This is a genomic window from Sphingomonas trueperi (assembly GCF_011927635.1).
Lineage (GTDB): Bacteria > Pseudomonadota > Alphaproteobacteria > Sphingomonadales > Sphingomonadaceae > Sphingomonas > Sphingomonas trueperi.
Genome location: NZ_JAATJB010000009.1, coordinates 22,739 through 42,351, shown reverse-complemented (window position 1 = coordinate 42,351; position 19,613 = coordinate 22,739). Strand labels below are relative to the sequence as shown.

The window sequence follows — 19,613 nt, the reverse complement described above, 5'->3', positions numbered from 1 at the left end:
CCGCGACGCCTAGGCCCCTTCCGGCTCCCATGCCGGGAGGGGCCGCTTCTTTTCTCCGCCCTTGATCTGGCGCATGTCCCGCAGGGCGCGGGATGATCACAGGGCAGGATGTTTTCCCGCGCAGGAGTGTGTGCATGCTGATCCCGATCCCCGACCTGCTGTCGCCCGCCGAGCTGGCGCGGGTGCGTGCGCTGGTGGATGCGGCGGAATGGGTGGACGGCAACGTCACCTCCGGCCCGCAGGCGGCGCTCGCCAAGCGCAACGAGCAGCTGCCCGAGACGCACCCGGCGGCGCGCGAGGCGGGGGCGATCATCCTCGACGCACTGGCGCGCTCGCCCTTGTTCATCGCCGCGGCGCTGCCGCTCAAGATCTTCCCGCCCTTGTTCAACCGCTATGCCGGCGGCCAGAATTTCGGGCTGCACGTCGACAATGCCGTGCGCATCCAGCGCGGCAGCGAGTTCCGCGTGCGTTCGGACCTGTCGATGACCGTGTTCCTCGAAGATCCGCAGGCCTATGCCGGCGGCGAACTGCTGATCGAGGGGCTGTTCGGCGCGCAGTCGGTGAAATTGCCCGCGGGGCACGCGATCCTCTATCCTTCGTCGAGTCTGCACCGGGTGACGCCGGTGACCAGCGGCGCGCGGGTCGCCAGCTTCTTCTGGCTCCAATCGATGGTCCGCGACGACGGCGCGCGGCGGATCCTGTTCGACCTCGATCGCTCGATCCAGGGGCTGGTCGGCGAAGTCGGGCAGGGCCATGCCGAGGTGGTGGCGCTGACGGGGGTGTACCACAATCTGCTGCGCCGCTGGGCAGACGCGTAAGGCGGTTGTTGCCGCTGTGGGGGCGGCGTTGATTCCTGGCTAGGCCCCTCGCTTATCGGGATCGATCGACGGGCGGCGCTGTGGTTGAGAGCCGTCCACGACATCAGTTGCGGTCATTCGGCCACGCACTTGCCTCTTCCGATTGCGGCCGTTCTGGAGATGTGGCGAAGTTAATGTGCCAACCGGAGGGCAGCTAATTGCCCCTGTTCGCAAAAAACGGCCAAGCACAAAGCAACCACTATCGGAGCGTTGGGTAAGCGGTTCCGAACCAATCCCGCGCGCACTGCACGGGCGGGCGGAGCGCCACCCTGGCCGCAAGCGTGTCCTCCCCCGCCAGGGGGAGGATTAGAGGGTCACACCAGTTCGAAGCTGCCCGACACGCCTTCCGCTTCGGCCGAAGGCGCGATCCAGAGCTGGAACTTGCCCGGTTCCACCGTGGGCTTGAGCGTCTGGCCGATGAACAGCAGGTCGGCACGGCTCAGCGTGAACTGCACCTGCTTGCGCTCTCCGGGCTTGAGCGCGACGCGGCGGAACGCCTTCAATTCGCGCACCGGACGGGTGACGCTCGCCGCCACGTCGCGGATATAGAGCTGCACCACTTCCTCCGCGGCGCGCGACCCGCTGTTGGCAATGGTCGCCGACACCACGAGCTTGCCGTCTGCCGACAGCTGGCCGCCGCCGAGATCGAGGTCGCTATACGCGATCTCGCCATAGGTCAGGCCGTGGCCGAACGGGAACAGCGCCTGGTTCGGGAACTCGCGAAAATGCGTCTTGTATTCCTGCAGCGGGCCGGCCGGATTGGGGCGGCCGGTCGGCTTGTGGTCATAGTGATAGGGCTCCTGCCCCGTCGCCTGCGGGAAGGAGACCGGCAGCCGCCCGGAGGGGCTCACCACCCCGAACAGCACGTCGGCGATGGCCGGCCCGTCCTCGGAGCCAAGGAACCAGGTGACGAGGATCGCCGGTGCCTTTAGGACCGCGCCCTCCAGCGCCAGCGCGCGGCCGTTGCGGAGCAGCACCACCACCGGCTTGCCGGTCGCCGCCACCGCCTCGGCCAGCGCCATCTGCGCCGGGGGCACGACGATCGCCGAGCGCGACTGCGCCTCGCCCGACATGCGGGCATGCTCGCCCACCGCCAGCACGACCACATCGGCGGCGCGCGCCGCAACCACCGCCGCCTCGATCCCACCGGGGATCGGGCCGTCGAGCCCGGCGCCCGCGGTGACGCTCACCAGCGCCGGATCCTGGACCAGCGCCTTGACGCCGGTGGCCAGATCCACCGCCTCGGCATCGGTGCCATAGACGTTCCACGGGCCGATCAGATCGTGCAGCCCGCTCGCGAACGGCCCGATCAGCGCGATCTTCTTGCCCGCGCGCGGCAGCGGCAGCAGCCCGCCTTCGTTCTTGAGCATCACGATCGAGCGCGACCCCGCCTCGCGGGCGAGCGCGAGGTTGGCACGCGTGCGCACCCGCGCCTTCTCGCGTGCCGGATCGATGCGGCGGAACGGATCATCGAACAGGCCGAGTTGCACCTTCAGCGCCAGCACCCGCCGCACCGCCTCGTCGAGCCGCGCCATCGGGACCTCCCCCCTCGCGACCAGGTCCGGCAGGTGCTTGATGTAGAAGCCGCTCTGCATGCTCATGTCGACGCCGGCCATGAAGGCGAGCTTGGTCGCCTCGCGCGCGTCCGCCGCGAAGCCGTGGGCGATCAGTTCCTCGTCGGCGGTATAGTCGGAGACGACCAGCCCGTCGAAGCCCCATTCGCGGCGCAGCACTTCGGTGAGCAGCCATTCGTTGGCGGTGGCCGGGATGCCCGACAGCTCGTTGAACGACGCCATCACCGTCGGCGCACCTGCCGCCAGCGCCGCCTGGAAGGGCGGGAAATAGGTTTCGCGCAGCGTCCGCTCGGAAATGTCGACGGTATTATAGTCGAGCCCCGCCTCCACCGCGCCATAGGCGGCGAAATGCTTGGCGCAGGCGGCGACGGCATCCGCCGCTTCGAGTCCCTTGGCGCCCTGGAAGCCGCGCACCCGCGCCGCAGCGATCAGCTTGCCGAGCAGCACGTCTTCGCCGGCGCCCTCGACGCCGCGGCCCCACCGCGCGTCGCGGGCGATGTCGACCATCGGCGCGAAGGTCCAGTCGATTCCGGCGGCCGCCGCCTCCACCGCCGCGACACGCGCGGTGCGCTCGGCGAGATCGGGATCGAAGCTCGCCGCCTCGCCCATCGGCACGGGGAAGACGGTACGAAATCCGTGAATCACGTCGGCGGCGAAGAGCAGCGGGATCCTGAGCCGCGAGTCGCGCGTGGCGACCGTCTGCATCCGCTTGGCCATTGCAGCACCATTGCCGTTGAACACGCCGGTCAGGCGTCCCGCGCGCACCTCGGCCAGCTGCCCGTCGAAGTTCGACGAGGCACCCGCAGGATTGAGCGTCACCGCCGCCCCACCCGACCAGGCGGCCGCCATCAGCGTGAGCTGCCCGGCCTTCTCCTCGACGGTCATCTGGGCGAGCAGCGACTCGACCGCGGCGGGCAGTTTCTTCCCCCCCGCCTGGAGCAGCATCGCGCGTGCCGGGCTCGCCGCCCAGGCCGCCGCCGCGCTCGCCCCGATCAACACCGCACGCCTCGAAATCTGGCCGTCCTTCACGCGTTTCCTCCCACAGCGCGACCCTACATCGGCCGCTGCATCAACAATCTTGCAACCCGCTATTGCTTCATGTAACCGGTTACATCAAGAGCTTGACGCCAAGACCGGCAAACAAGCCGTCACAACCCAGACCCAGGAGGGGACGAAGACCGCCATGCCGAACGCCACGATCCGCGATGTCGCGCGTGAAGCGTCGGTGTCGGTCGCGTCGGTGTCGCGCGCGCTCAATGGCGCGACCAACATTCGTCCCGAACTGCGCGATCACATCCGCGATGTCGCCAATCGACTCGGTTATGTGCCGCATGCCGGTGCGCGCAACCTGAGCCTCGCCCGCTCCTCGACGATCGGTGTCGTCGTTCCCGATCTCCACGGCGAGTTCTTCTCCGAATTGCTGCGCGGCATGGACCGCCAGGCGTCCGAACTCGGCCTCCACCTGCTGCTGATGGTGATGCACGGCGAGGCCGATCGCGGCATCACCGCGCTCCACGCGATGCGCGGCCGGGTGGACGGGCTGGTGGTGATGGCGCCGCAGATCACTTCGGACGAGCTGTTCCAGCACCTGCCCCGCACCATGCCCTCGGTGCTCGTCAACTGCGCGCCGCACGACGGCGTTCGCGCCGAACTGCGCGTCGACAACGTTGCCGGAGCCGTCGCGGTGGTCGAGCATCTCGTCGCCGGGGGCTGCCGCCGGATCGTCCATATCGCCGGCCCCGCAGCCAATATCGACGCGCAGGAGCGCCTGCGCGGCACCCGCGAGGCCTGCGCCCGGCTGGGCGCAGAACTGCGCGTGGTGCAGGGCGACTTCAACGAGGACAGCGGCACCGCCGCCATCGCCACGCTCCAGGCAGAGTGCGCCGACTATGACGCGGTGTTCGCCGCCAACGACATGATGGCGGTGGGCGCGCTGATGGCGCTCAAGCGCGCGGGCGTCTCCGTGCCCGAGCAGGTGGCGGTGGCCGGGTTCGACAACATCCCGCTGACCCGCCTGATTTCGCCGGCGCTCACCACCGCCAGCATCGACATTGCCGAATTCGGCGCGCGCGCCGTGGTGCGCCTCGCCGGACTGATCGATGGCGCCTCGGACGACACGCTCGAATGGCGTGCGCCGATCGTCATCGCGCGGGAATCGACCCGCCAACACCCCAAAAACACAACAGGAAACCCGATCCGCCGGGGAGATAGAGAGTAACCATGAACAAGCTCGTTTTGCGTTCTGCATTGCTGACGATGACCGCGCTGGGCACCGGTGCCCTGCTCGCCCCCGCCCCTGCCATGGCCCAGGTCGGCCAAGCCTCGCTGCGCGGCACGATCACCACGCCCGCCGACAACCCGGTCACCGAAGTGACCGCGATCGAAGTGTCGACCGGCATCCGCCGTAGCGCGACCGTCGGCGCCGACGGCAGCTACAACTTCGCTTCGCTGCGTCCGGGCACCTATCGCCTCGAGATCAAGCTGCAGAACGGCGTGCGCAATTCGGACGCGTTCACGCTGCGCGTCGGCCAGAATGCCGGCCTCGACCTCGACCTGACGACCATCACCAGCGCGCCGACCGCCGACGCCGGCGCGGCGCCCGCAGGCGACGACACCGCGGCGCCCGCGACGGGCGACGAGATCGTCGTCACCGGCAACCGCATCCGCTCGCTGGACGGCGGCCAGGTGGGCATCAACATCACCCAGCGGCTGATCGAGCAGCTGCCGCAGAACAACCGCAACTTCCTCGCCTTCGCAGACCTCGCGCCGGGCGTGCGCTTCATCGAGGGCGCCAATGGGGAGTCGCGCATCCAGGGCGGCGCCCAGGCCAGCAACACCGTCAACGTGTTCATCGATGGCGTCAGCCAGAAGGACTATGTCCTCAAGAACGGCATCACCGGCCAGGACAGCTCGGCAGGCAACCCGTTCCCCCAGCTCGCGATCGGCGAGTATCAGGTGCTGTCGTCCAACTACAAGGCCGAGTTCGACCAGGTCAGCTCGGTGGCGATCACCGCCGCGACCAAGTCGGGCACCAACGAGTTCCACGGCGAAGGCTTCATCGACTACACCAACCAAGACCTGCGCACGCGCCGGCCGACCGAGCTTTTCCCGGTCAAGCGCGACAAGGTGAACTCCAACAACAAGCAGTTCGGCGTCGCGCTGGGTGGTCCGATCATCCAGGACCGCGCACATTTCTTCGTGACGTACGAAGGCAAGCGGATCGACAGCCCGTATGACGTGCGGCCGGAGAACGGCGTCTCGACCAGCATCTTCCCGTCACAGTACCAGCAGTATTTCGGCACCTTCTCGCAGCGATTCAACGAGGACCTGTATTTCGGCAAGATCGATATCGAGCCGACCGACAGGGACCTGGTCGAACTGACCGGCAAGTATCGCAAGGAATCGGGCTCGCAGATCCAGACCGGCATCAACGCGCCGAGCACCGCGACGCTCAACAAGGTCGACGAGAAGCGCTTCATGCTCCGCTGGCAGCACAGCGAGGACAATTGGATCAACGACGCCCGCGTCTCCTACCAGGACACGAAATGGGCGCCGACGCCCGAGACGAGCGGGAACGCCTTCTTCTTCCAGGCCTCGACGCTGAACAACGGCAACTTCACCCGCACCGATCTGCTGCGCTATGGCGGCGGCGGCAGCCAGCAGAACAAGGGCCAGAAGGGCTGGACCTTCCAGGACGACTTCACCTGGACCGGGTTCAGCGGGCACACCATCAAGGTCGGCACCAAGGCGAGCTTCATTCGCCTGCGCTCGATCGAGCAGAACCGCGCCAACCCGCAGTTCACCTATGACATCAACGCGTTCAGCCCGACCGGCTTCAACGACCAGATCCCGTATCGGCTCGACTTCGGCGTACCGACGGGCACCGGCCCGGTCGACGTGCGCTCCAGCAACTTCCAGTTCGGCGTCTATGCGCAGGACGACTGGGACGTCACCTCGCACCTGACGCTGAACCTCGGCCTGCGCTGGGATTACGAACGGACCCCGGCGTTCGTCAATTTCGTGACCTCGCAGGAAAATCTCGCGGCGATCGCGCCCACCAATTATCCCAACCTCGTCAACGCCGACTACAACATCAACGATTTCATTTCGAACGGCCGCAACCGCAAGACCTTCACCGGCGCCTTCCAGCCGCGCCTCGGCTTCACCTATCGCATCGACGAAGCCGGACGGTTCGCGGTGTTCGGCGGCTATGGCCGCTCCTATGACCGCAACCAGTTCGACTTCCTCCAGCAGGAAGTGAACCAGAGCGCCTACGCCGTTCGCAACTTCAACTTCATCGGCGCCGACTCCAATCCGAACAACGCCTGCCAGGGCGCGGATGCAACCACCTGCGTCACCTGGAACCCGATCTACCTGACGCCCGAAGGCCGCCAGCAGTTGCTCACCGGTGCCGTCGGCGGCGGACGCGAGTTCCGCTTCCTCAAGAACGACCTGAAGGTCCCCTATTCGGACCAGTTCAGCCTGGGCATCCGCGGCCGTTTCCAACAGCTCGGGCTCGAGCTCGGCTACAGCCATATCGCCAGCAGGAACGGCTTCGCCTTTCTGCTCGGCAATCGGCGGCCGGACGGCAGCTTCTTCTTCAACGATCCCGCCAATCCGACCGACACTCCGGCGCCGCCGTTCGGCTTCTCGCCCCCGGGCTATCGCAGCATCATCCTCGGCACCAACGGACTGAAGACCAACGCGGACTCGGTCTATTTCAAGGTCACCAAGACCTACACCCAGGCCTCGCCCTGGAGCCTGGATGCCACCTACACCTACACCGAAGCCACCGAGAACCAGCTCGGCGAGACCTATCTGCTCGATTTCCCGTCGATCAGCGACTATCCGATGCTGCGCTCGTCGGGCGTGCCGCGGCATCGCCTCGTCATGGCGGGCAGCGTCGATCTGCCACTGGGCTTCTCCTTCTCGTCCAAGCTTCAGGTCGAATCGGCCGCCTATCAGAAGGCGATCCTGAACCAGTCCAACCCGTTCCAGCGCGTGATCGTCGGGCGTGAGACCGATGGTTCGGGCGGCGGCTGGGGTCGGCGCCAGATCGACATGGCGCTCACCAAGTACGTGCCGATCAAGTTCATCAGCGACCAGACCCGCCTGCGCTTCCGCGTCGACGTGCTGAACGTGTTCAACGACTATAACTTCGTCACCTTCAACAACGACCCCGCCTCGTCGAACTGGGGCGCGCGCAGCAGCTATGACGTCGGCGGCAACCCGCCGCGCACCTTCAAGCTGTCGGTCGGCTATTCCTTCTGATCCCTCCTACTGGGGCGGCGCATCTCCCGTGCGGCGCCCCATCTTTTTGAGGACCCAAGTTTCATGATCGATCGCAGGCAACTGCTCGGCTCCGGCGCGGTGGCGCTGGCGGGCCTCGCGGGCGCATGCTCGCAACCCGGCACCCGCCTCGGCGGGACCGGCCCCGCGCCGGCGGCAGACCCGCTCATCCGCGACCTGCAGGAACGCACCTTCCGCTATTTCTGGGACACCACCGATCCCGAGACCGGCCTTGCGCCCGATCGCTGGCCCACCCCCTCCTTCGCCTCGATCGCCGCGGTGGGCTTCGCGCTCACCGCCTATCCGATCGGCGTCACCAATGGCTGGATCACCCGCGAACAGGCGCGCACCCGCACGCTCGCCACGCTGCGCTTCTTCGCCACCGCGCCGCAGGGCGACGGCCAGAGCGACGCCAGCGGTTACAAGGGCTTCTTCTACCATTTCCTCGGCACCACCAAGGGCCGCCGCTTCGCCCGCGCCGAGCTGTCGACGATCGACACCGCGCTGCTGCTGGGCGGCGTGCTGTTCGCGCAGAGCTGGTTCGATGCCGACGAGTCCCAAGAGGCCGAGATCCGCGCCCTCGCCGACCAGCTTTATGCCGCGGTCGACTGGACCTGGATCACCCCGCGCCCGCCCTTCGTGTCGATGGGCTGGCATCCCGAGAGCGGCTTCATCCCCTCGGACTGGAACATCTATAACGAGGGACTGCTGCTCTATGTGCTGGCGCTCGGCTCGCCGAGCCATCCGCTGCCGCCCGAGACCTGGACTGCGTGGACGGCGCGCTTCGACGCGCAGTGGAGCGACAAATGGGGCGAGCCGCACCTCCATTTCGCGCCGCTCTTCATCCACCAGTACAGCCATTGCTGGATCGATTTCCGCGGCATCCGCGATCCCTATATGGCGGCCAAGGGCATCGACTATTTCGAGAACAGCCGCCGCGCGGTGCGGGCGCAGCGCGCCTATGCGATCGCCAATCCGGGCGGCTGGACCGGCTATGGCGCGGATGTTTGGGGCCTGACCGCCTGCGACGGGCCTGGCGACTTCAGGCAGCGGATCGGCGGCCGCGAGCGCCAGTTCTTCAGCTACTCCGCACGCGGGCCCGACGATCGCGACGACGGCACGCTGGCGCCGACGGCCGCTGCCGCCTCGATCGCGTTCGAGCCGGAACTGGCCGGCCGCGCGGTGGCGACGATGCACGCGCGCTATGGCCGCGGCATCTATGGCCGCTACGGCTTTCTCGACAGCTTCAACCCCACGCTGACCCGCGCGACCGCGCCGCTCAAGCACGGCAAGATCGTGCCCGGCATCGGCTGGGTCGATGGCGACCATCTGGGGATCGACCAGGGGCCGATCCTGCTGATGATCGAGAACCTGCGCAGCGGCCTCGTCTGGGAGGTGATGCGCCGCAACCCGCATATCCGTCGCGGGCTGCAGCGCGCTGGCTTCAAGGGCGGGTGGCTCTAGGGCCGGCCGGCTTTAATCGTCCTGCCGGTCGGTCTTCTTGGGCGCGACCCAGACATGGACCGGCACGACGACCTTGCCCGGCGCAGGCTTGCCGATGTCGACGCGGCTGGCCTGGACCAGTTCGCCGTTCGAAAGAGTAAAGGACGCCCAGGGCTTGGGCATGCGGTTGAACGTCATCTTCTGGATGGGTTCGCCGGTGTTCGAATTCATGATGGTAGCAATGACAGGCATGCGCCTGCCGCTATTCGGGCAGGCGCCGGGCTGTCCAGCGGGGGCGCCGACGAATCTGTGGATAGCCCTCATGCCCGTCGGGCGCGATCCACTCCCCAGCCATCGTCATCCCGGTGAAAACCGGGATCCAGTCGCTCCTCGGTGCCTGCAAGAGCCGCGAAGGAGCGCCAATGGATCCCGGCTTTCGCCGGGATGACGGCTGGCGGCGAGGTGTGGGTTCCTCTGCGGCCGCTCTCGTGTAAAGCCGCCGTCGAACCGGCATAAGGGAGCAGCCCATGATCATCCGCAGCGACGAGACCCAGGACATCGAGGTCCCCGGCGGCGGCACGATGCGGATGCATCTGTTCCGCCCGGCGGTGGAGGGTCGCTTCCCGGGCGTGCTGCTGTTCTCGGAGATCTACCAGGTCACCGCGCCGATCCGGCGGCTGGCGGCGATGCTCGCGGGCAATGGCCTGCTCGTCGCGGTGCCCGAGGTGTATCACGAGTACGAGCCGGCGGGCACGGTGCTCGCCTATGATCAGGCGGGCACCGATCGCGGCAATGCGCTCAAGATCACCAAGCCGGTTGCCGCCTTCGATGCGGACGCCACCGCGGCGCTGACCGCGCTCGCGGCGCACACCGCCTGCTCGGGCAAGCTCGGCACCTTCGGCGTGTGCCTGGGTGGGCACCTCGCCTATCGCGCGGCGCTCGACCCGCGCGTCTCGGCGGCCGCCTGCTTCTATCCCACCGACATCCACTCGGGCACGCTCGGCGAAGGCCGCAGCGACGACAGCCTGCCGAGGATGGCCGAGCTGAAGGCCGAACTGCTGCTCGTCTGGGGGCGGCAGGACCCGCACATTCCCTTCGCAGGCCGCGAGGCGATCCGGGCGCGGCTGGAAGAAGTTGGCGCCTCCTATGCCTGGCACGAGCTCAACGCCCAGCACGCTTTCCTGCGTGACGAGGGCCCGCGCTACGATCCCGCGCTGTTCCTCCAGGCAATGGCGCTGACCGTCGACTTCTACCGCCGCACGCTCGGCGGCTCGGTATAATCCGGGGGCTGCATTTGCAGCCCTGTGATGCTCTTTATTGACAGACCACCTCTCTTCGAGTGGTATGACCAATAAGGCGGCGCAGCAAGCGATCGCCATGGGAGAGACATCGCAATGCGCACGAATTCGGCTTTGGCCGCCCTCTTGCTGTCCTCCGCCGCGATCGTGGCACCGGCTTGTGCACAACCGCAGTCTACGCGCCAGACCACCGCCGAGCCGCGCGCGACGATCGATCTCTCTACCGGCTGGCGCTTCCACTCCGGCGACGCCGATGCCGGCCCGGCCGCTCCCAGCTTCGACGATGCGGCCTGGCAGCCGGTATCGGTGCCGCACACCTGGAACAAGGTCGGCACCTATGCCGTCACCCGCGCGGCGGATGCCGATATGCGGCAGGGCCTGGGCTGGTATCGCCGCAGCCTTACCGTCCCCGCCGCGCTGAACGGACGGCGGCTGTTCCTCGAATTCGACGGCGTCTCGAAGATCGCCGATGTATGGGTGAACGGAACGCATGTCGGCCGCCATGCCGGCGCCTTCGCTCGCTTCCGGATCGACGTGACCGGGGCGCTCAAGCCCGGCGCCAACAGCCTTGCGGTCCGCGCCGACAACAGCGCTTCGGCGCCGGGCAGCAGCACGGAGCATGTGATCCCGCTTGGCGGCGATTTCTTCGTACAGGGCGGCATCTATCGCGGCGTGCGGCTAGTGGCGGTGGAGGATGCGCATATCGATCTCGCCGATCATGGCGGGCCGGGCGTGTATCTGCACACGCCGAAGGTCTCCGCGGAGCGAGCCGAGGTCGCCGCGAAGACGCTGCTGCGCAACCTCGGCACTCGCGCCCGCACGCTAACGCTCACCACCACCATTCAGGACGCAACCGGCAAGCCCGTCGCCACCGATCGCGTGCCGGCTGCGCTCGCGCCCGGCCAGGCGCTGGCGGTGGAACGTGGCCTTACCCTCGCGAGCCCCCACCTCTGGCAGGGCCGCGCGGATCCCTATCTCTACCGCGTCGTCAGCGAGCTGCGCGACGGCGCTCGGGTGATCGACCGGCAGGTCCAGCCGCTCGGCATCCGCAGCTTCGCCTTCGATCCCAATCGGGGCCTGATCCTCAACGGCAAGCCCACCCCGCTGCACGGCGTCTCGCGACACCAGGACGTCGGCGGCAAGGGCTGGGCGCTCACCCCCGAGGACCATGCCCGCGACATGGCCCTCGCGCTTGAGCTCGGCGCCAACACCATCCGGCACGCGCATTACCAGCACGCCCAGGAATGGACCGACGAGGCCGACAAGGCGGGCATGGTGGTGTGGGCCGAACTCCCCTTCGTGCACGAGGCCAATGTCGAGCCCAGCCTGCCGCCCGCGCCGGAGACGATCGCCAATGCCGAGGAACAGCTGCGCGAGCTGATCCACCAGAACTACAACCATCCCTCGATCCTGCTCTGGTCGGTGGGCAACGAGGCCGATATCGGCGCGGCGATCGATGCGATGCGGAAGGGCAGCGGCAAGCCTGCCCAGTCCCGCTCGATGCTGGAGCGGCTCGATCGGCTGGCGCGCGCCGAAGACCCGAGCCGGCTGACCGTCTATGCCGATTGCTGCGAGGACACGCCCTCGATCCTGTCGATGCAGGGGGCACCCAGCCTCAACGGCGTCACCCAGGTGATGGGGCTCAACCGCTATTATGGCTGGTATTATGGCGATCTGGACGGCGTCGGCCCCGCGCTCGATGCGCTCCATGCCAAGCATCCGGCGCTGCCGATCGGCCTCAGCGAATGGGGTGCCGGGGGCGCGATGACCCAGCATAGCGACAATCCGCGCGGCGGCCCGGTCGCCGCCTATGGTCGCCCCCAGCCCGAGGAATATCAGAGCCTCGCGATCGAGGAGAATTGGAAGCAGATCCGCGCGCGGCCCTATCTGTCGGCGAGCTGGCTGTGGAACCTGTTCGATTTCGCCACGACGATGCGCAACGAAGGCGACGCCACCGACATCAACACCAAGGGCCTGGTTTCCTACGACCGCAAGACCCGAAAGGACGCCTTTTATTTCCTCCAGGCCAGCTGGTCGGACGCGCCGGTGCTGCACCTCAACGGCCGCCGCTATGTCGACCGCGCCTATGCGGTGACCGACGTGCGCGGCTATTCCAATGCCGATCGGGTGTCGCTGTCGGTCAACGGCAAGCCCGTGGGTGAGGTCGCCTGCCCCGATCGAATCTGCGTGTGGCCGGGCGTGGCGCTGGCACCGGGTGCCAACCATCTCGTCGCTACCGCCAACATCGGCGGCAAGCAGGTCACCGATGCGCTCGACTGGAACGCGCCCAATCCGCGCAAGGGCGTGTTCATCGACAGCGGCGCGCTGGTCGGCGGCACGATGGGCGGCGACCGCTATGGCTCGGACGACTTCTTCCGGGGCGGCACGGCGAAGGTGCTCGCCGGCCGCTCGCCTTTCGCCCCGCCGCCCAAGGTGGAGGGCACCGACAGCCCCGCGCTGTTCGGCAGCTACCGCGAGGGCAAGTTCGGCTACGACATCCCCCTGCCCGACGGCAGCTGGACGGTGAACATCGCCAGCTTCGAGCCCGATGCGGCCAAGGGCGCGGCGCGCAGCTTCGCGGTGCTGGCCGATGGCAAGCGGGTGATCGAGGCCTTCTCGCCGCTGCAGGCAGCCGGCGGCGTCAACAAGGCCGTCACGCGCAGTTTTCAGGTGAAGAGCAGTGGCGGGCGCCTGGTGCTGGCGTTCGAGCCTGTCGGCGGCGATGCGGTGGTGGCGGGGATCGCGATCCGGCCGAACTGAGCGGCAGCTTTGACCTTTGCCGCGACATTGCCCACAAGCATGGGCGATGCCGGACCCGTTGCGCAGCGTTGCCCTTGAAGGCGTCAGCAAAACCTATGCGAAGGGCGCGCGGGCGGTCGACGGGGTGTCGCTGAAGATCGCCGGCGGCAGCTTTGTCGCGCTGGTCGGCGCCTCGGGCTCGGGCAAGTCGACCCTGCTCAAGATGGTCAATCGGCTGATCGCGCCGAGCGAAGGTCGCGTCCTGATCGACGGCGAGCCGGTCGATGCCGAGCCCCCGCACCTGCTGCGCCGGCGGATCGGCTATGTCTTCCAGAATGTCGGCCTGTTCCCGCACCTCACCGTCGGCGAAAATGTCGCGATCGGGCTGAAGCTGGCGGGCACGACGGATCGACAGGCACGCGTCGCCGAGCTGCTGCGGCTGGTCGATCTCCCCGAGGCGATGGCCGCGCGATTGCCGGACGCGCTTTCCGGCGGCCAGCGCCAGCGGGTCGGCGTCGCCCGCGCGCTCGCCACGTCGCCCAAGCTGCTGCTGATGGACGAGCCGTTCGGCGCGCTCGATCCCGTTACCCGCGACGCGCTCGGCAAGGCGATCCGCGCGCTGCACGAAACCATGGGGCTCACCACCATCCTGGTGACCCACGACATGGCCGAGGCGCTGCTGCTCGCCGATCGGATCCTGGTGATGGAAGCCGGCCGCGTCGTCGGCGACGCTTCCCCACGCGACCTGCTCGCCGGCAAGGGTGGCGCCGCGGCCGATGCGCTGGTCGCGGTGCCGCGCGAGCAGGCCGAGCGACTGGCGGCGCTCGCCCGATGACCAGCGCCTTCGCCCGCGTGCCCGAATTGCTGGCGCAGCATCTGCTGCTGGCCTTTGCCGCATTGCTGCTCGGCATCGCGATCAGCCTGCCCTTGGCAGTGCTCTCCGCCCGGCATCGGGGCGTCGCCCGGGCAGCGCTGGGGCTGGCGAGCCTGATCCAGACCATCCCCAGCCTCGCGCTGCTCGCGCTTTTCTATCCGTTGCTGCTGTCGCTGTCGGCACTGGTCGGCGGCGGCATTCCGGCATTGGGCTTCCTGCCCTCGCTGCTCGCGCTCACCCTCTATGCGCTGCTGCCGATCCTGCGGAATGCAGTGACCGGGCTGGTCACACTCGACCCGGCGGTGCGCGAGGCGGCGGACGGAGTCGGCATGACCCGCTGGCAGAAGCTCCGGCTGGTCGAGGCGCCGCTGGTCGCGCCGGTGGTGATGGCCGGCATCCGCACCGCCGCCGTCTGGACGATCGGCGCGGCGACGCTCTCCACCACCGTCGGCCAGCCCAGCCTGGGCGACCTGATCTTCGCCGGGTTGCAGACGCAGAACTGGGCGCTGGTGCTCGCCGGCTGCATCGCCGCCGCCGGGCTCGCGCTGGCGGTCGACGCACTGCTCGGGCTGGCCGAATGGGGCATCGCCCATCGCCGCCGCGCGCTTGTCTGGCTGAGCCTCGGCCTCCTAGCCGTCGGCGCCCTCGCCGCCCTCGCCCCCGCCTGGCCGGCGCGCCGCGGCGTGGTGACGATCGGCGCCAAGGGCTTTTCCGAGCAATACATCCTCGCACGGCTGATCGGCACCCGGCTGGAGGCGGCGGGCTATAGCGTGCGCTACCGCGAGGGGCTGGGCTCGGGCGTCGCCTATGGTGCGCTGGCGAGCGACGCGATCGACGTCTATGTCGATTATTCGGGCACGATCTGGACCAACCAGATGCACCGCACCGACGTGCCGCCCCGCGCCGCAATCGTCCGCGGCGTCGCCAACTGGGCGAAGCGCACCAGCAACGTCACGCTACTGGGAAGCCTCGGCTTCGAGAACGCCTATGCCTTCGTGATGCGGGGCGACGATGCCCGGCGGCGCGGCATCGCGACGATCGCCGATCTCGCCAAGGTCGCGCCGTCGCTCAAGCTCGCCACCGACATCGAGTTTCTCGAACGCTCCGAATGGAAGGCGGTGCAGCGCGCCTATGGCCTGCGCTTCGCCGCGGCCAATCCCTATCAGCCGACCTTCATGTACCGCGCACTGACCAGCGGCACCGCCGACGTGATCCCCGCCTTCTCCTCCGACGGCCGGATCGCCGCGCAGGGGCTCACGGTGCTCAAGGACCCCAAGGGCGCGATCCCCGGCTATGACGCGGTGCTGCTGATCGCGCCCCGTCACGCGAAAGATGCCCGCTTCCAGGCCGCACTCCGCCCGCTGATCGGCGCGGTGCCGGTCGAGCGGATGCGGCAGGCCAATTACCGCGTCGACCGTGACACCGACAAGCAAAGCCCCGATGCCGCCGCGCGCTGGCTGGCGACGCAACTCGACCGCTAGCCTAACGCCGCACGACCTGGCGGATCAGAGGCAACGCGCGTCGCGCACCGGCGCGTCCGCACCGCGGGTCAGCCAGCGGCCGTCGGGCGCGCGATACTTCTCGCCCGGCGCGGTGCGCAGGATCAGGTTGCAGCCGGTGACGAACGCCATCTGCTCGACGGTCGAGCTCGCTGCCGCCTGCTGGGTGTACTGACGTTTGCGCTGGATGTTGATGTTGTTGACGATCGCCTGCAGCTCGGGCGTCGCCGTGCCGACAATGCCGAGATAGCCGTCGGGCTGTTCGCCAACGAGGCCCTGCTGGCGCGCCGCCTGATAGGCGGGGTCGCGCTGGGCGAAGGCCGGGGCGATCCCGCCCGCCGCGATCGCGGCTGCCATGCCGAAGGTCGAGAGCAACTGTCGCATCAGAAAATCCCCGGATTGTCCTGGATGATGGCCTTCGCCTTGTTGTCGAGGCGATAGACCACTTCCTGGGTGATCGAAATATTGAGGTTGATCACGATCGGCTTGTCGGGCGCGTTCACCGTCACGCAGCCGCCGAGCAGCGCCAGCGGGGCGATCCCGCATGCCCCCAGCCGAAGAGACGAACCATGTTTCATGCTTCCAAGCTCATAGACATGCCTTTCATGGACGGGTTGTGCTGTCGGCGGGCTGAACGGAGCGCTGGCCCGCTTCCTGCGCACGTTTCTGCTCCTCGATCAACGCCGGCAGGTTGCGCTCGATCAGGCGGCGTGGATCGTACCAGGATTGCACCGAATCCATCAGCTGGCGGAAGGGCGCGTTGATCCGCACGTTGAAGACGAGCGGCAGCCGCGCCAGCCGGCGGAGGAGGAAGTTGGACCTGGTGCCCTGCCCCTGGCTGAGCCCGGAGAAGCTGATGTCGGTGATCATCTCGCCCGCCAGCGGCCCGTTCATCCGGATCGACAGGTTGCGATAGTCGAGCGACTTGAGCGCCTGGAACGCCATGTTGCCCCAGGTGCCGAGATTCTCGCGCGAGACCTCACCCACATAGGCGATGTGCCCGCCCTTGCGGGCGCGCAGCTCGCCGCCTTCGATACGCCCGCCGCTCTCGTCGAAGATCATCGGCAGCGTGCCGTCGAAGGTGCCGGTGGCATCGAGATTGTCGAAAGCCATTTCCTTGAGGAACAGGGCGGCGTCGACGCCCTTCACCTGGAAGGTCATGCGGCGCTTGCCGGCTTCGTTGAAGTCCAGCGTGGTCGGCTCGAGGACGAGTTCCCCCCCCGCGAACGGCCAGCGCGCCCCCTCGACCCGCACGCGGCGGCTGTCGAGCAGCTGGTAGCGGAACTCGCCTGCGCGCACCGGCACGCCGGGATTGATCTCGGTGACCGTCGCCACCTGCCCCGACGCGGTCTGCACGCCCAGCAGATCGGTGAAGTTGAGCTCGGTGGTGAGCCCCTGCACCGGGCCGAAGGCTGCCGCCAGCGCGACGTTGGTGGCGGTGAAGCGGCCGCTGCTGGTGACTGTCTCGCTGTCCCATGCGATCTTGCCCGAGCCGGCGACCGTGCCGTCGACATCGGCGATCACGCCCAGGGTGAGCGGCGTGAGGTCGATCGGCTGGAGTCCGCCGGTCTTGAAGCGGATGCCCGGCACCTCGAGCACCGCCTGCCCCGCGCTTTGGCCGAGATCATGGGTGATCGACACCTTGGCGACTTCCACCGGTCGCTTGGTGCCGATCAGATCGGCCTGCGCCTCGATCCGGTTGCCCTGCAGCGTCAGCCGGCCCGCGGGGGCGAGCAGCGGCTCGAAGCGCGGGCTCGGCTCGGCATCGGCGAGGCGGAAGCTGCCGAGCAGCGCCAGCCCGTCATCGGCGACCTGCCAGGTCCCCTTGCCCTGCGAAAGCACCAGCGGCACCGCGCCGATCTGTCCGCCCAGCGTATCGAAGCTGCCGCCGAGCGTGGCGCCGAACGTGCCGCCCAGTTGGCCGATATCGAGCCGCGTCGGCCGGTCCGCCCCCATCCGCACCGCGACGCCGTTGAAGTCGAAAGCCTGCCGCGCCAAGTCCAGTCGCGCTTCGCCGGCGGCGAGGCTCAGCCGGTTGCTGCCCATGCTGCCGGTCAGCGCGATCGCGCCGGTGCGAACACCGCCGGTCAGCCGCTTGCCGTTCCAGGCGACCATCGCCGACCCCAGCGGGCACAGCCGTTGGCGATGGCCGCGCAGCACCATGCCGGAGGCGGCGATCCGCGCGAAGCCGAGCGTCTCGCACCCGGGGTTGACCAGCACGCTGGAGCCGTTCCAGCGCGCGACCAGCGGCATCGAGAGGTCTTCGATCCGCCCACTGCCGACCGGGCCGGAAAGAGTCGCGACGGTGCGCGCCGACCCCGCCCCGCCCCGGGTGGTGAAAAAGAGGTTCGACAGCGCCAGCCGCGCGCGCCCGGCCGCATAGGGCCGCAGCGTACCGGTGCCCTGGAGCTGGTCGCTGCCGGGGCGCTGCAGGAGATCGAGCGCGAGGTCCGGCATCCCGCCGCCGCCGAGCGACAGCTGCCCGGCAAGCGCGACCGCGCCCTTGGGGAAATCCAGCACCGCGCCCTGCTCGCCCGCAAAGCGGATGCGCGCACCGGAGCGCGCGGCGAGGTCGACGGCGTTCAGGCGGAGCGTGGCGCCGCGCCCGCGGGTGGCGATCCCGAGCGTGGCGGAACCATCGAAACGCCGCCCCGCGGCATCCACTGCCGAGGCGAACTTGGCGGCAAGCGGCGCCACCGGCGTCGCTGCTACTGCTTTGCGATAGCCACCAATCTGCGCGCGTGTTGACGTAGAAACAGCTGCGTCTCGCACGCGAATGCGGCCATCGAAGGCCATGACCGTGCCGATAGCATAGCGGCCGGAAGCGTCGACGATCCGGGCGCTCACCGCGTCGGTCCGCACATCGGTGCCTTGGACTGCGACCGCGCCCGTCGTTCGACTTAGGTCTCCTGCAAAATCAAGCCGGGCATTGCTGCGGCCTAGCCTGCCATAGGCCGCGCGCAGCGACGCCAGACCCAGGCGGGCATCGCCGTTCCAGCCAGCCAGTGCCGCATCGAGCGTCACGCGTACATTCCCGCTCGGCTGCAGGGCCTGGATATCCCCGCACGCCAGCCGCTGCGCCGCCAGCGGCCCGGTGAGGCTGGGAGCCCCCTTGCGGATGCGGACCTGCATCTCGGCGCCGAGGCCGACCAGATCGCAGCTTCCGAAATGCAGCTGCCCGGACTGCGCGCGCACCGTGCCGACAAACCCGTCGGTCAGCAGCCCCTTGCCGCGCAGGCCGAGCACCATCAGCCCCGCATCGCTGTTCAGCCGCAGCTGTGCGTCCGCCACCTCCACGCTGAGCCGCGGCAGGGAAAAGGTCTTGCCCGAAGACGGCGGCATCAGCCGGTCGAGCGCCCCGAGCGACAGCGCGCCATGCACGATGCGTCCCTGCACGCGCACCCTCCCCGCCTTCGCGACCAGCAGCTCGGCGCGCCACGGAGTGAGCGCCGTGCGCAACTCGATCCAGTCGGCGGTAAGGTCGGGGTTGCGCGGATCGCCGATCGAGACGTTGGTCAGCCGCTGGCGCCAGGGGGAAAGCTGCTCGATCGCATAGCGCGCAGGCACCCCGCGCTGCGCCAGTTCGCGGTCGACAAAGCCCTGCGCGATCGTCCGCCGCTGCAGCCATACCGTCGCCACGCTCGCCGACACCAGAACGAGCAGCGCCACCGCGACGCGACGCCGTCGCTTCGCCCGCGCTACTGCACTGCTCCGCCGCGCCTCGGCGTCGGTGTCATCTTCGCTTCGGTTCACGCCCGCTCCAGCCGCCTGACCGTGCGGCCCCTAGCCATAGCTCTCCGATCCTGCAAAGGTTCCTTTAGACGCCGATCAGGCGAGATCGCGGGTCCGTGCAAGGCAGGAACGACAGCCGCTCGGCGACCCAATGCAGCGCGATCGCCGCCGCGAACAGCACGAGGACAGCTCCAACGTATCGACCGGATGCATCGTCTCCCCCTGCGGTCCGCATCGCGGACTTGCGCTGCAGGCACGGCGCGGCGATAGGCTCCGGTAACGAGGCTAGCCGCTGCACCCTGACGCCG

The 19,613-nt window shown here is 68.5% G+C and carries 13 protein-coding genes; 8 read left to right on the top strand and 5 right to left on the bottom strand.

The genetic code is table 11. The features are described 5' to 3' along the window. Window positions 1-134: 134 nt before the first annotated feature. On the top strand, window positions 135-818 hold the full coding sequence (locus GGR89_RS14195; protein ID WP_125977601.1) for a Fe2+-dependent dioxygenase: 684 nt from the start codon (window positions 135-137) through the stop codon (window positions 816-818). A 353-nt stretch (window positions 819-1,171) separates the two neighbouring features. Here GGR89_RS14195 and GGR89_RS14190 read toward each other — a convergent pair whose 3' ends face one another. Continuing rightward, window positions 1,172-3,376 carry a glycoside hydrolase family 3 N-terminal domain-containing protein gene (locus GGR89_RS14190; protein ID WP_209092269.1) on the bottom strand — a complete coding sequence of 735 codons (2,205 nt, stop codon included), beginning with the start codon at window positions 3,374-3,376 and terminating at the stop codon, window positions 1,172-1,174. A 238-nt stretch (window positions 3,377-3,614) separates the two neighbouring features. On the opposite strand from GGR89_RS14190, the gene GGR89_RS14185 reads away from it, so the two are divergent. The 3 genes from GGR89_RS14185 to GGR89_RS14175 all read left to right on the top strand — a co-directional run bounded on the left by GGR89_RS14185 (window position 3,615) and on the right by GGR89_RS14175 (window position 9,184). Beyond that, window positions 3,615-4,649 carry a LacI family DNA-binding transcriptional regulator gene (locus GGR89_RS14185; RefSeq protein ID WP_126001668.1) on the top strand — a complete coding sequence of 345 codons (1,035 nt, stop codon included), beginning with the start codon at window positions 3,615-3,617 and terminating at the stop codon, window positions 4,647-4,649. Window positions 4,650-4,651: 2 nt separating this feature from the next. Beyond that, window positions 4,652-7,702, top strand: a complete 3,051-nt coding sequence (locus GGR89_RS14180; RefSeq protein WP_241218063.1) for a TonB-dependent receptor — start codon at window positions 4,652-4,654, stop codon at window positions 7,700-7,702. 63 nt (window positions 7,703-7,765) lie between these two features. Then, the gene (locus GGR89_RS14175; RefSeq protein ID WP_125977595.1) at window positions 7,766-9,184 is read left to right on the top strand and encodes a glucoamylase family protein; all 1,419 of its coding nucleotides are present in this window, start codon (window positions 7,766-7,768) and stop codon (window positions 9,182-9,184) included. Between the two features lie 12 nt (window positions 9,185-9,196). Here the strand turns inward: GGR89_RS14175 and GGR89_RS14170 are convergent, their stop codons facing one another. Continuing rightward, window positions 9,197-9,394, bottom strand: a complete 198-nt coding sequence (locus GGR89_RS14170) for a hypothetical protein (protein WP_241213443.1) — start codon at window positions 9,392-9,394, stop codon at window positions 9,197-9,199. Window positions 9,395-9,690: 296 nt separating this feature from the next. On the opposite strand from GGR89_RS14170, the gene GGR89_RS14165 reads away from it, so the two are divergent. The 4 genes from GGR89_RS14165 (at window position 9,691) to GGR89_RS14150 (ending at window position 15,555) form a co-directional block, all read left to right on the top strand. Beyond that, window positions 9,691-10,443 carry a dienelactone hydrolase family protein gene (locus GGR89_RS14165; RefSeq protein WP_125977591.1) on the top strand — a complete coding sequence of 251 codons (753 nt, stop codon included), beginning with the start codon at window positions 9,691-9,693 and terminating at the stop codon, window positions 10,441-10,443. A gap of 144 nt (window positions 10,444-10,587) precedes the next feature. Continuing rightward, window positions 10,588-13,221, top strand: a complete 2,634-nt coding sequence (locus GGR89_RS14160) for a glycoside hydrolase family 2 TIM barrel-domain containing protein (RefSeq protein ID WP_245201687.1) — start codon at window positions 10,588-10,590, stop codon at window positions 13,219-13,221. Between the two features lie 46 nt (window positions 13,222-13,267). Further along, window positions 13,268-14,035 carry an ATP-binding cassette domain-containing protein gene (locus GGR89_RS14155; protein WP_125977587.1) on the top strand — a complete coding sequence of 256 codons (768 nt, stop codon included), beginning with the start codon at window positions 13,268-13,270 and terminating at the stop codon, window positions 14,033-14,035. Beyond that, window positions 14,032-15,555, top strand: coding sequence for an ABC transporter permease/substrate-binding protein (locus tag GGR89_RS14150; protein ID WP_125977585.1), 1,524 nt, complete (start codon window positions 14,032-14,034; stop codon window positions 15,553-15,555). The genes GGR89_RS14155 and GGR89_RS14150 overlap by 4 nt, the downstream gene beginning before the upstream one ends. A gap of 24 nt (window positions 15,556-15,579) precedes the next feature. Here the strand turns inward: GGR89_RS14150 and GGR89_RS14145 are convergent, their stop codons facing one another. From GGR89_RS14145 to GGR89_RS22805, 3 genes are read right to left on the bottom strand one after another with little or no spacing between them, the layout of a single operon-like run. Further along, entirely contained in the window at window positions 15,580-15,957 is a 378-nt protein-coding gene (locus GGR89_RS14145) for a YdbL family probable chaperone protein (RefSeq protein WP_125977583.1), read from the bottom strand. Further along, complete coding sequence (locus GGR89_RS14140) at window positions 15,957-16,151, bottom strand: YnbE family lipoprotein (RefSeq protein ID WP_125977581.1); 195 nt, start codon at window positions 16,149-16,151, stop codon at window positions 15,957-15,959. Before GGR89_RS14140 ends, GGR89_RS14145 begins: the two co-directional genes overlap by 1 nt. A 25-nt stretch (window positions 16,152-16,176) precedes the next feature. Continuing rightward, window positions 16,177-19,326: an intermembrane phospholipid transport protein YdbH family protein gene (locus GGR89_RS22805; protein WP_125977579.1), complete on the bottom strand. Its 3,150-nt coding sequence runs from the start codon at window positions 19,324-19,326 to the stop codon at window positions 16,177-16,179. Window positions 19,327-19,613 lie beyond the last annotated feature (287 nt).

Coding starts and splice junctions, on each gene's coding strand:
- GGR89_RS14195 (WP_125977601.1), top strand. CDS start 135: ATGCTGATCCCGATCCCCGACCTGCTGTCGCCCGCCGAGCTGGCGCGG.
- GGR89_RS14190 (WP_209092269.1), bottom strand. CDS start 3,376: ATGCTGCTCCAGGCGGGGGGGAAGAAACTGCCCGCCGCGGTCGAGTCG.
- GGR89_RS14185 (WP_126001668.1), top strand. CDS start 3,615: ATGCCGAACGCCACGATCCGCGATGTCGCGCGTGAAGCGTCGGTGTCG.
- GGR89_RS14180 (WP_241218063.1), top strand. CDS start 4,652: ATGAACAAGCTCGTTTTGCGTTCTGCATTGCTGACGATGACCGCGCTG.
- GGR89_RS14175 (WP_125977595.1), top strand. CDS start 7,766: ATGATCGATCGCAGGCAACTGCTCGGCTCCGGCGCGGTGGCGCTGGCG.
- GGR89_RS14170 (WP_241213443.1), bottom strand. CDS start 9,394: ATGAATTCGAACACCGGCGAACCCATCCAGAAGATGACGTTCAACCGC.
- GGR89_RS14165 (WP_125977591.1), top strand. CDS start 9,691: ATGATCATCCGCAGCGACGAGACCCAGGACATCGAGGTCCCCGGCGGC.
- GGR89_RS14155 (WP_125977587.1), top strand. CDS start 13,268: ATGCCGGACCCGTTGCGCAGCGTTGCCCTTGAAGGCGTCAGCAAAACC.
- GGR89_RS14150 (WP_125977585.1), top strand. CDS start 14,032: ATGACCAGCGCCTTCGCCCGCGTGCCCGAATTGCTGGCGCAGCATCTG.
- GGR89_RS14145 (WP_125977583.1), bottom strand. CDS start 15,957: ATGCGACAGTTGCTCTCGACCTTCGGCATGGCAGCCGCGATCGCGGCG.
- GGR89_RS14140 (WP_125977581.1), bottom strand. CDS start 16,151: ATGAAACATGGTTCGTCTCTTCGGCTGGGGGCATGCGGGATCGCCCCG.